This is a genomic window from Desulfobacter vibrioformis DSM 8776 (assembly GCF_000745975.1).
Taxonomy (GTDB): domain Bacteria; phylum Desulfobacterota; class Desulfobacteria; order Desulfobacterales; family Desulfobacteraceae; genus Desulfobacter; species Desulfobacter vibrioformis.
Genome location: NZ_JQKJ01000019.1, coordinates 93,432 through 103,721, shown reverse-complemented (window position 1 = coordinate 103,721; position 10,290 = coordinate 93,432). Strand labels below are relative to the sequence as shown.

Sequence of the window (10,290 nt, the reverse complement as noted above, 5' to 3'; positions counted from 1 at the left end):
CCATCTCGAACACGGAAGTCCTGATTATATGTTTCTGGTCTTTAGCGTCGCTGGTACTGCATGGGAGACTGTGTGGGAGAGTAGAACGCTGCCGGGTCTTTTTTGAAAGCCCTGATCAAGAATTTTCTTGATCAGGGCTTTTTTATTTTTACGTCACCTGACGTTGCTGCCATGGGAGCTCGTTAGAGGGGCGAATGTCTACAAAGGTGCCTGGATGCAAGGCGCAGATGGGTGGCTTTTCGCTCAAATATTAGTTAACCATGCGGTCGTGGCCCGCCCATTCCTTTTCCCGCAGTTTGAACTTCTGCAACTTGCCTGTGGCGGTTTTGGGCAAAGGACCGAATTCAATATACTTGGGTGCCTTGAACCGGGCCAGCTTTTCCTTGCAGTACGCAATAATCTGGGCTGGATCCGGATTGGCTCCGGCCCGTGGTAAAATAAAAGCCTTGGGCACCTCTCCCCACTTTTCGTCGGGTACCGAGATTACTGCCACTTCCAGCACATCCGGATGGGCGTACAGCACATTTTCGATTTCAACGGTGGAGATATTTTCACCGCCTGAGATAATGATGTCTTTTTTGCGGTCCATGATCTGCACATAGTTGTCCGGGTGCATAACCGCCAGGTCTCCGGAGTGGAACCATCCGCCCCTGAAGGCCTCGGTACTGGCCTCCGCATCCTTATAATACCCCAGCATGACGTTGTTTCCCCGCATGACAATTTCCCCCATGGTGGTACCGTCCCTTGGCACCGGTTCCATGGTCACGGCGTCCACCACATCCATGTGCTCGGCCACAATATAGGGTACGCCCTGGCGGGCTTTGATGCCGGCCCTGGCCATGGGTGAAAGGTCATCCCATTTGTCCTGCCACTGGCATACGGAGTGCGGACCAAACACTTCGGTCAAGCCATAGGTCTGGGTGATGTTGGCCCCGATATGTTCCATGTTCTGGATCACCATGGGGGCAGGCGGGGCGCCGGCAGTCATGATTTCCAGGCGGCGGGAGAGTTGGACAGCGTTTTCCTTGGCAAAAACAGACATGCCGATGAGGATAGTGGGCGCTGCACACAGATGGGTGACACCCACATCGGCGATAATCCGGTAGATTTCAACGGGGTCCACCTTTCTCAGGCAGACATGGGTGGCCCCCATGGCGGTGATGGCCCAGGTAAAACACCACCCGTTGCAATGGAACATGGGCAGGGTCCATAGATATTTGCTGTCCCGGTCGATTTTAAACTCCAGAAGCTCGCCCAGCGAATTGAGATAAGCGCCCCGGTGGTGGTACATCACGCCCTTTGGCAGGCCTGTGGTGCCGGAGGTATAATTCAAGGCAAGGATTTCCCGTTCATCTTCAATGGCAAGGGAAACCGGATCATCCGGGCTGTCCGCCAGAAAACGTTCATATTCCGGTCCGTCCAGGGGCATGGAATCGTCAATGTCGCAGATATTGACAAAGGTCTTCACTGCGGTGAGTTCGGGCACGACCTTGGACAGCACCTTGCCGAATTCATTGTCCGCCACCACAACTTTGGCGTCGGAATGATTGATGATATAGGACATTTCATTGGCAGACAGCCGGATATTGATGGAAACAAGAGCCGCCCCCAGCAACGGTACGGCATAATGGGCTTCCAGCATGGGCGGGGTATTGGGGCAGACAAAGGCGACCTTGTCACCCCGGCCAACACCACAGGCTTTCAGGCCATTGGCCAGTCGAAATACCCGTTCCTGGAATCCTGCCCAGGTAAAGGTTTTGTCCCCATAGATGACTGCGGTTTTTTCCGGATAGACTTTTACGCTTCTATCAAGAAAATTGGTGGGGCTTAAAATTTCGTAATTCACGCTTCTTTCCGACATGACAGGGTTCTCCTTGTTATTAATATGATAAATGTTTCCATGTGTCATTAACAACGAATCTTTTAATGGTTCAATCGGTAATGGCCTCATATTTTTATGGCCGGTGATCTGAAGCCAACTAGGTTTAAAACCTACAGGTTTTTTTGCCTGGGTTTTACAATCACCGGACAGCCCGGCCGGCAGAGGATTTAACGCTATTTTTTCATTTCATAAACCCAGTGTACGGCAGCCTTGACAAGTTCCGTATAATGTTTGAGCTGAAGCTTTTCCTTGATATTTTCCCGGTGGGTCCCCACGGTTTTCATGCTCAGATTCAGTCTTGCCGCAATTTCCTTTGAGTCCATGCCCTCGCCCATGAGGCGGAACACCTCAAATTCCCGGTTGGTGAGGGTTTCCAAACTGAAACCCACGGCAGAAGGCTTTCTGGAAATCATCCGGTTGAGCAGTTTTTCCTTGGTTTTATCACTGGCATAGATGTGCCCGGCCAGGACCTGTCGCACCGCCTCCACCACCTGGGCAATGGCCCGCTGTTTCATCACATACCCCCTGGCACCGGCCATCAACGCCCGTTCCGCATACATTGAATCATCATACATGGACAACACCAGAATGGGCAGATCCGGGCATTTGCCGCGCAGTTCAGCTACCAGCTCAATGCCGTTGCTTTGGGCCAGGGAAATATCCACAATCATCAGATCAGGCATATCCTGTTCAATGATCTGCCGGGCCCTGTCCGCCGTATCCGGACAGGCTACCACCGTCAAATCCGGTTCCCGGTTGATCAGTTCGCTCATGCCCAGACAGAAAATGGGGTGGTCATCCACAATGACTATGCGGGATTTTTGACGGGTCTTCATCATGCCGGGGCACGCTCCTTTTTTTCCGGAACCGGCGAATTCAAAATGACATGGATCTGTGTTCCTTTGGATCCTGTCTCAATGTTAAACTGCGCATCAATAATTTTAGCCCGGTAGTCCATAATCTGCAACCCAATGCCCCGGCCAAAAGGATCAGGATTTATACCGGAACCGTTGTCCGTCACCTTCAGATGGATCAGGCTGTCAGCCGCATCCCGGGTTAACGCAATATGAATCCGGTTGCAGTTTGAGTGTTTAACCGCGTTGTTCACCGCTTCTTTTGCAATATGGTAGAGATGAATGGCGCAGGAGTCTTGCAGGATATCCACGCCCTCGTCCATATGGCACTCAAACCGGATACCGGAATAATAGGCGAACTGATCGGCAATCTCTTCCAGGGCAGACTGGAATCCATGGCTGACCAGATGGACCGGGCAAAGGCCCCTGGCAAGCTGCCGGGTTTTTTCCACGGCGTCTTCCATGAGTTCCCCCATTTTCCGGGCAAGGTCTGCGGCGGGGTCGTGCCTGGATTTAAGATCTTCCCGGATCACGGCTGTCAGCCCTGAAATGCCGATGAGATGGGGACAAAGATCGTCGTGAAGTTCCTGGCCAATATTCATGCGTTCCCGGTCCCCGGCCTGCATCACCTGTTTTTCAAGATTTTTGGACCGGGTAATATTCCTCTTTAACTCCTGGTGGGTGGTTTCAAGCTGGTCCATGAACCGGTTAAAATACCGGGCAAGCTGTCCCACCTCGTCCCGGGACTGGCTCTCCATCCTGGCGGAGTAATCTCCTGCCGTGGCCGTGCTGAACCGGGTCATGAGCTGGCGAAGCGGTGTGGTAATGGTCCGGCTGATGCCAAAGGTCACGGCCAGCATGATGCTGAAAAACAGCAGGGAGATGCCTAAAAACACATTGCGGATGGTTTTCAGGGGCTGGTAAAGCTCATCCAGGTAGGATGATGACGCCACAATCCACTGGTATTCGGGAATATAATTGAACATTACCAGTTTTTTGCGTGCCCGGGTCTCCCCGGGGTTTTTCCAGTAGTAAACAGACCGGCCTTTTTTGCGCTGCATCATGTCAGTGAGATATTGATTGGGCAGTTCAGGGGTCTGCAAAATATTAATATCCTCCAGAACCGGATGGATGATGGCCCGGCCGTCCTTGTCAATGACAAAGGCATAACCGCTTTGCCCGAACTTTAAGGAGAGAATACTCTGCCTGAAATCCTGGACATTCACCAGCCTGATGAATTCAGACCGGTAGGCCGAGGCGGCAATGATCCAGCCCCAGGGTTTAAAATGGACCATGTAAAGGGCTTTAGGCCGGGGATGTTTTTCATTCGGATTTTTCCATTCATACTCCAGGTATCCCTGCTTTTTTTCCATCATCTGCCGGATAAAGGCGTGTTCAGCCACGTTGGTGCCGATGAGTTCGGCTCTCGGGTGTACGGCCACATCCCCGCGGCTGTCCAGGCAGTAAAGATAGCCCGTGGCCCCTATGGTCTGGCTTAAAATCACTTGAGCCGCCCTTTTGCGGGCTTGTTCCAGGGAAATGGCACCGGCCAAGCTTTGTCGGTACAGGCCGGTCAGTATGTCCAGATTCTTTTCCGCCACGGCCCGCAGATGATTTTTAATGGAGACATTCACAGAGGTATTGACCATATTGTAAATCATGGCCGTGGTATTGGTCAGCTCGCTTTCAATACGGTCCTCAATATTGCTGCGCACATAAGCATAGATGAACAGGTTGCACAAAAGCATGGACAGAAAAAAAATCAAGGCAAAACTGATGAGAAATTTATACCGGATTTGAAGTGAGCTTAAAAAAAGCCGAATCCTGGAAAATGTCCCCTGTTTAGTCTCTTTTGTTAAATGCGTTGTTTTAAGTTGCGTCACGCCATGGTCCCGGACGCCGCCCTCAATAATCGGATTCTTTTCACCGGAGTTCTTTTAACATCTCTCTAGCATCACTGAAAACGGCCTTGGCCGGTCTGCTTGTTATCGTTCCCGCTTTGTACGCTTGATAGCGTTTATCCGCTTCTTGGGCCCAGAGTTCTTCACATTCAGTTTCATCCAGTTCGTCAAGGCTGGAAATTAGACTTTCGATTAACGCTGCACGATCTTTTAGCGGCAGACTTTTGGCCTTATTTTCAAATTCTTCTAATATTGTAGGCATATTCAGGTTTCCTTATTTAATTTAACTTGGTTATATTCAAATTTACACGTTATTGAAAAACGAGACAAGCCCATGGCCGTTATTAGAAGGCCTGTTTTGATATTAAAATAAGGAAAATTTCCTTTCACAGATTTTGGTGAAAATGCAGTATGGTGGCGGATCATGAAAAAGATGCGGTGGATTTGGGTTGCAATTGTCAATTGAATCGAATATTTTTGGTCAATATGAAAATGGGCGGGCATTATTATCCGGCCGGGATTTATTTCCGAAAGACAGTTATGAAAAATGATATATGCGGTTTTACTCTAATTGAAGTCATTGCCATTCTTTTTATTATCGGTATTTTGGCGGCAATTGCAGTAAGCCGGTTTGCTGATATGCAGTCAATACGTTCAATGGCAGCGGCGGACACCCTTAAAAACCGCATTCGTTTTGTCCAGTCCCAGGCAATGAAAAACAGCAGTTGGGGAGATGGTGTTGAAGGAGAAAAGTGTTGGGGAATAACATGCGACCAAAACAGCACTTACTGGTTTTTTGCTAAAAGCGATCCCGAGGATGCAGACAATCAGTTTACCTTTCCGGGTGAAAAGGATGTAAAAATAACGGTTTCAGATGTAACAATTACCCCGTTTAAAATTCTTTTCGACATCTATGGCATTCCCTACACCGCCTTCACCGATGAGAACACAAATGCCAAGCTTGTTAACCCTCTCCAGATAACGGTGGGAAGCGAAACCATGACCCTGATTCCCGAGACGGGATTTATTCAATGAAAACAAACGGCTTTTATTCCATCGGGCAGAGGGGATTCACCCTTGTGGAGATCATCATAACCCTGGTCTTGAGCGCCATTCTTGGAACGATTCTGGTTCAACTCGGGGGAACGGCCCTGACTAAAAGCAGCAGCACTGTGCTAAACGCCAGGGATGAAGTTGCAGGGCAGGCGGTGATGGAGGAGATTGTTGCCGATTATGTAAAAAAGATCAATGCAGATCCGGATACCGCCCTTGCACTCATTGAGAACCGCATCAATAACGGCGAATACGGTACAGGAACTCACGTGGCGGTGGAAGAACCACAGTATGTGGATTTTGATGCAGCAGGGAATATCATTACGAACCCGTCAGAATCCGATTATATGAAGGTGACGGTGAATTCCGGCGGCCATACACTTACCACCATTTTTGCAAAAACACGAACTGCGTCAGATCCCAAGGAAAAATTTTGATCATTAACAATCTTAAAAATGAAACAGGGAGTTCATTGCTTTTCATTATCATCTCCATAGTTGTTTTAGGGGTTCTCGGTGCTGGAATGTTCTCCTTGTTTACCTCTTCCACGATTTCGGTCTTCACGCCGAATTATTCCCTCAAGGCTCGCTACATGGCAGAAGCGGGAATCCGGTATGCAAAAGGAAAGATAAGAAGTGCAGATGATCAGGCGACTGCGGTCAACGAACTTACAGACAATGGTGGTGGTTTGGATTATGCGCTGGAGGATGAAAACGGTTTTTCTTTGGATATAACACAGGGAACTTCATCCTACACAATCACCTCCACAGGTTTTTCGGGCACCGGTACAGCCCGCTCATACATAAAACTTTCCGACAGCACCTTGCCATTGCCGGGGAACTCCGGGGCCGATCCCTGGACAATAGATTCCGCAAACGTGCTTTACGGAGGGGCTGGTATGTCCATCTCCGGGAGTGCGAAGGTGGAGGGAAGCATCAGTACCGCAAATGACTTTTCAATCAACGGAAGCGGAAAACTGAAGGGAGATGTGAATGCCGGCGGAAATGTAACGGTAGAAGGGGCCGGAACGGTGGAAGGAAACATTGTTTCAGGAGGAGCTGTTGAAGTCAAAGGAGGTAAAGGAGATGGGACCGCGGACGTTACCGGGAACATTGATGCCCAGGGAGATGTCATCCTCACAGGGAATGTTATTGTCGCCGGGAATATCACAACCACAGGGAATGTTGTGATCTCTGGCAGCTGTAAGGTCATTGGAACGATCAATGCAGGAGGAAGCGTCACCATCGAAGGCACTGGAAGCGTCGGTGGAGATATTATCGCAGGCGGTAATGTAACAATCACAAGTAGTGGAACCGCCAATGGAAACGTGGACTCCGGGGGGGATATAAGTGTTGGCTGGGGGGGCTCCATCAAGGGAAACGCAACCGCCGCAGGCAGTGTCAGCAGCAAGGAGGCAGATGATATTGAGGGTTCCATACTGGAGAATGCCGCATCTCCTCCACTGCTTGTTCCGGAAGACCCCGAAGAATATTACGAATCTACCTTACAATTACCGGATACCCCGTTCACCGCAGGTGAAACAGACATCTGCGGTACAGGAACCCCACTTGCCCCGGGTAAATACGGAGTTTTAAAAACTAAATATGCTTGCAAGGATATCTACCTGTCGCCCGGTCAATACTATTTCAAGGAAATTGATGCGTCCTGGAACACTAAGCTGTATCTTGATCTCTCCGAGGCCACCGAGGAAGAGGGCATTGAGATTTTTGTTGTGGGAGATGCGGTTTTTCAATCAAGTTTTGAGGTGTGGGTATCCACGGACGGCATTAATTACCAATTATCTACAGCAGTAGACAAATCCCTTTCCGCCCATATCTATCTTGAAACCATGGGTAACTTCAATATGGGGTCGGTCGGACAGTGGTTCGGCGCCGTATACGCCTGGGAGGAGTTGACCGTCTCCAGTGGAAACAGCAGTTACATCGGTTCCTTTTATCTAAGAGATTTGAATAACTTAACAATTGGTAGTGATGTTAAGGTCGTTCTGGTGCCTTCAAACTATATAAAGAACAACTGGTATGAAGAATAAAGCAGGGTTTACCCTTGTGGAGATCATAGCGACAATCGTTTTAATGGGGATCATTGGCCTGTTTTCTTCTATGTTTTTAAATTCAGGGGTTAAAAACTTCCTTTTCAGCCGTACAAATTCCCAAACAGCATTAAAAACCAGCATTGCATTGAATCGAATCGGCCTGGAACTCAGACAAATAAATTATCTCCAGTCCCAAACCAATGTTTACATTACCTACAATAATAATAGTACAAGCCTGCCCGGTCCCCGAATCCTTTCCTTTGGTTCGGGAGATACAATTATTCTCTCCGTTGATGGCAGCGATTATACCCTGCTCGATAATATCAGTTCCCCCACGCTTTCACTTACCTGGGATGATCTCGATAATGACGGCAATAATGACAATATCTCCAGTATCGAAATCGGCTTTAATGTTGATATCAACGGCGTTTTCAAAAGATTCAGTACAAAAATTTATCCTAGATAAAATTAGAATGAGATTTTGAAATAGTCATGGCTATGCAGTCTTTTTGCGCCACTGCGGCGCATGAACAATCCCAAGCAGGCCATCTATGGAAAGGTCTTCGTCTATCAGGGGCCAGTATATCCCGTAGCCGGATGGAGAGATTTCAAAGCAGGATTGCTCCATTGCTGATGCCTTTTCAAGCGCTGGGGATATGGCTTTGAGTTCAAAACATTTATTTCTCCGTCAATGGTAATAACCAGAGAGCCACCCTTAAACTTTATATTTTTAATTTCGTGTGATTTTTTTATCGTTACCGCCTTTGCTGGAAATTTGCGTAAAAGAATAATCGGCACGTTGTTCACCGTTTATATTAATGCTGAAGTTGCTTTAAGATATCCTCGCCCCGTCAAAATATCAAGGCGCAGTGCTTTGATGCAGCAATTATAATTTTGACCAGCACACAATTGTGCGGTACCCACCATATCCTCATATCCTCATATCCTCATATCCTCCAACTACCGGCTGGGCTTGATTTTTTACCATGAAGGACATGAAGAAGTCCATTCTTCATGTGCTTCATGGTGAATTAACCAATAAAGATTATTGGAGATTAACTTAATCTGCGTTTGAGATCAGAGGGAATAAATTTCAACCTGTTTTAAAGCGTATATCAAATGTAGGATTGCTGGTTATCGGTTGACAATACTATTGCAAGTTATATAATTTGAGCATGATTAAATCATTTAGGGATAAGGAGACCCAAAAAGTTTTTGACCGAATCTATTCAAAAAAATGGTCAAATGACCTGCAGCGTGCAGCATTCAGAAAATTGAAGATGCTGAAGGTGTCTGAATCTTTGAATGATTTGAGAAGCCCGCCGTCTAATCATCTTGAAAAGCTATCAGGAGATAGACAGGGTCAATACAGTATTAGGATAAATAAGCAATGGCGCATTTGCTTCACCTGGAAGCAGGAGAATGCGTATGACGTCGAAATCACAGATTATCATTAAACATGGGGGTACTTATGAAAAAAATACCTGCCGTCCACCCGGGGGAGATACTGCTTGAAGAGTTCATTAAACCTTACGGGCTGACTCAATATAAATTAGCAAAAGATATCGGCGTTTCCCAGATGAGGATATCTGAAATTGTCAATGGGAAAAGAAGTATTACCACAGACACATCCCTGCGGCTTTCAAAATACTTTGGCTTGTCCCCTTCATACTGGGTAATGCTTCAGATTGAATATGATACCGACATGGCCATGGACAATGATACACTTGCAGCAATCATAGATAGAATTGTCCCGGTCAATGCCTAATGGTTTGAAATCAAGTGGTATAAGCTGCGGCAGCGCTAAACTTTTTAGCCGCTTACCAAATTTACAATTTCTGTCCGCCTTATCCCATAATTTGACAGCACATTGATACTATTGTCTATAATATTAACAAAGAGGTTAATCTGTGGATATTGTAATCGACACATCGGCATTAATAGCGGTAATTGTAGATGAACCAGAACGGAATAAAATCATTGATCTGACAACGGGAAACGCTTTAATCGGTCCGCACTCACTATTCCATGGGAAATAGGCAACGCTTTTTCGGCGATGTTCAAACGCCAGCGGCTTACCATGGACGAAGCACAAAAAGGGTTGTTGATATTCGAAACCATCCCTTTGAGATATATCAAACCTGATTTTGTTAATGCTGTTTCAATTTCAAAGCAAACAAATATGTATGCCTATGATGCTTATTTTTTAGATTGCGCCATCAGACAGAAAGCACCTTTGTTAACATTGGATCGCGAGCTGATTCTGGCCGCGAAAAGTTTAAACGTAAAAATAATAGAGGTTTAAAATGCAAGTATATACATACTCAGAAGCACGGCAAAAACTTGCCGTTGTTCTTGCACAGGCTGAAAATACAGGTAAAGTTCTGATTCGAAGAAAGGACGGCAAAACTTTTGCCCTTACACCTGAAAAAATAACCGCATCCCCTTTGAATGTCCCTTCTATCAATGCAAAAATTACATCCAAAGAGATAGTCGATATCATTCGTGAAGGCAGGGAAAGATAAAAACGCGCCTGCCGGATAAATT

13 protein-coding genes are annotated in these 10,290 nt (G+C 47.1%); 8 read left to right on the top strand and 5 right to left on the bottom strand.

Features of this window, described 5'->3' with window-relative positions; all coding sequences use genetic code 11:
- Window positions 1-250: 250 nt before the first annotated feature.
- The 4 genes from Q366_RS13170 to Q366_RS13155 all read right to left on the bottom strand — a co-directional run bounded on the left by Q366_RS13170 (window position 251) and on the right by Q366_RS13155 (window position 4,899).
- Entirely contained in the window at window positions 251-1,861 is a 1,611-nt protein-coding gene (locus tag Q366_RS13170; RefSeq protein ID WP_035239666.1) for an acyl--CoA ligase family protein, read from the bottom strand.
- A gap of 194 nt (window positions 1,862-2,055) precedes the next feature.
- Window positions 2,056-2,721: a response regulator transcription factor gene (locus Q366_RS13165; protein WP_035239664.1), complete on the bottom strand. Its 666-nt coding sequence runs from the start codon at window positions 2,719-2,721 to the stop codon at window positions 2,056-2,058.
- Window positions 2,718-4,619: a cache domain-containing protein gene (locus Q366_RS13160; protein WP_035239661.1), complete on the bottom strand. Its 1,902-nt coding sequence runs from the start codon at window positions 4,617-4,619 to the stop codon at window positions 2,718-2,720. Before Q366_RS13160 ends, Q366_RS13165 begins: the two co-directional genes overlap by 4 nt.
- 40 nt (window positions 4,620-4,659) lie before the next feature.
- Window positions 4,660-4,899 (bottom strand): addiction module protein, encoded by a 240-nt coding sequence (locus tag Q366_RS13155; RefSeq protein WP_035239660.1) that lies wholly within the window; start codon window positions 4,897-4,899, stop codon window positions 4,660-4,662.
- A 278-nt stretch (window positions 4,900-5,177) separates the two neighbouring features.
- Here Q366_RS13155 and Q366_RS13150 point away from each other — a divergent pair, with 278 nt between their 5' ends.
- The 4 genes from Q366_RS13150 to Q366_RS13135 are packed head-to-tail and all read left to right on the top strand — an operon-like array spanning window position 5,178 to window position 8,209.
- The gene (locus Q366_RS13150) at window positions 5,178-5,672 is read left to right on the top strand and encodes a pilus assembly FimT family protein (RefSeq protein ID WP_156968175.1); all 495 of its coding nucleotides are present in this window, start codon (window positions 5,178-5,180) and stop codon (window positions 5,670-5,672) included.
- Window positions 5,669-6,127 (top strand): PulJ/GspJ family protein, encoded by a 459-nt coding sequence (locus Q366_RS13145; RefSeq protein ID WP_035239655.1) that lies wholly within the window; start codon window positions 5,669-5,671, stop codon window positions 6,125-6,127. The genes Q366_RS13150 and Q366_RS13145 overlap by 4 nt, the downstream gene beginning before the upstream one ends.
- Window positions 6,124-7,740: a polymer-forming cytoskeletal protein gene (locus tag Q366_RS20395; RefSeq protein ID WP_051958039.1), complete on the top strand. Its 1,617-nt coding sequence runs from the start codon at window positions 6,124-6,126 to the stop codon at window positions 7,738-7,740. The genes Q366_RS13145 and Q366_RS20395 overlap by 4 nt, the downstream gene beginning before the upstream one ends.
- Window positions 7,730-8,209 carry a type II secretion system protein gene (locus tag Q366_RS13135; RefSeq protein ID WP_035239652.1) on the top strand — a complete coding sequence of 160 codons (480 nt, stop codon included), beginning with the start codon at window positions 7,730-7,732 and terminating at the stop codon, window positions 8,207-8,209. The genes Q366_RS20395 and Q366_RS13135 overlap by 11 nt, the downstream gene beginning before the upstream one ends.
- A 30-nt stretch (window positions 8,210-8,239) precedes the next feature.
- Here Q366_RS13135 and Q366_RS21740 read toward each other — a convergent pair whose 3' ends face one another.
- On the bottom strand, window positions 8,240-8,371 hold the full coding sequence (locus tag Q366_RS21740; RefSeq protein WP_245619962.1) for a DUF2442 domain-containing protein: 132 nt from the start codon (window positions 8,369-8,371) through the stop codon (window positions 8,240-8,242).
- A gap of 547 nt (window positions 8,372-8,918) precedes the next feature.
- Here Q366_RS21740 and Q366_RS13125 point away from each other — a divergent pair.
- The 4 genes from Q366_RS13125 (at window position 8,919) to Q366_RS13110 (ending at window position 10,268) form a co-directional block, all read left to right on the top strand.
- Window positions 8,919-9,200, top strand: coding sequence for a type II toxin-antitoxin system RelE/ParE family toxin (locus tag Q366_RS13125; protein WP_035239650.1), 282 nt, complete (start codon window positions 8,919-8,921; stop codon window positions 9,198-9,200).
- A gap of 14 nt (window positions 9,201-9,214) precedes the next feature.
- Window positions 9,215-9,511: a HigA family addiction module antitoxin gene (locus tag Q366_RS13120; protein WP_035239648.1), complete on the top strand. Its 297-nt coding sequence runs from the start codon at window positions 9,215-9,217 to the stop codon at window positions 9,509-9,511.
- A 312-nt stretch (window positions 9,512-9,823) separates the two neighbouring features.
- Window positions 9,824-10,048, top strand: a complete 225-nt coding sequence (locus Q366_RS21985) for a type II toxin-antitoxin system VapC family toxin (protein WP_156968174.1) — start codon at window positions 9,824-9,826, stop codon at window positions 10,046-10,048.
- Window position 10,049: 1 nt separating this feature from the next.
- Window positions 10,050-10,268 carry a type II toxin-antitoxin system Phd/YefM family antitoxin gene (locus Q366_RS13110; protein WP_035239646.1) on the top strand — a complete coding sequence of 73 codons (219 nt, stop codon included), beginning with the start codon at window positions 10,050-10,052 and terminating at the stop codon, window positions 10,266-10,268.
- The last annotated feature ends 22 nt before the right edge of the window (window positions 10,269-10,290 follow it).

Bases quoted from the DNA above. Each gene is read 5' to 3' on its own strand.
- Q366_RS13170 (WP_035239666.1), bottom strand. From the start codon at position 1,861: ATGTCGGAAAGAAGCGTGAATTACGAAATTTTAAGCCCCACCAATTTT.
- Q366_RS13165 (WP_035239664.1), bottom strand. From the start codon at position 2,721: ATGATGAAGACCCGTCAAAAATCCCGCATAGTCATTGTGGATGACCAC.
- Q366_RS13155 (WP_035239660.1), bottom strand. From the start codon at position 4,899: ATGCCTACAATATTAGAAGAATTTGAAAATAAGGCCAAAAGTCTGCCG.
- Q366_RS13150 (WP_156968175.1), top strand. From the start codon at position 5,178: ATGAAAAATGATATATGCGGTTTTACTCTAATTGAAGTCATTGCCATT.
- Q366_RS13145 (WP_035239655.1), top strand. From the start codon at position 5,669: ATGAAAACAAACGGCTTTTATTCCATCGGGCAGAGGGGATTCACCCTT.
- Q366_RS13135 (WP_035239652.1), top strand. From the start codon at position 7,730: ATGAAGAATAAAGCAGGGTTTACCCTTGTGGAGATCATAGCGACAATC.
- Q366_RS21740 (WP_245619962.1), bottom strand. From the start codon at position 8,371: ATGGAGCAATCCTGCTTTGAAATCTCTCCATCCGGCTACGGGATATAC.
- Q366_RS13125 (WP_035239650.1), top strand. From the start codon at position 8,919: ATGATTAAATCATTTAGGGATAAGGAGACCCAAAAAGTTTTTGACCGA.
- Q366_RS13120 (WP_035239648.1), top strand. From the start codon at position 9,215: ATGAAAAAAATACCTGCCGTCCACCCGGGGGAGATACTGCTTGAAGAG.
- Q366_RS21985 (WP_156968174.1), top strand. From the start codon at position 9,824: ATGGACGAAGCACAAAAAGGGTTGTTGATATTCGAAACCATCCCTTTG.
- Q366_RS13110 (WP_035239646.1), top strand. From the start codon at position 10,050: ATGCAAGTATATACATACTCAGAAGCACGGCAAAAACTTGCCGTTGTT.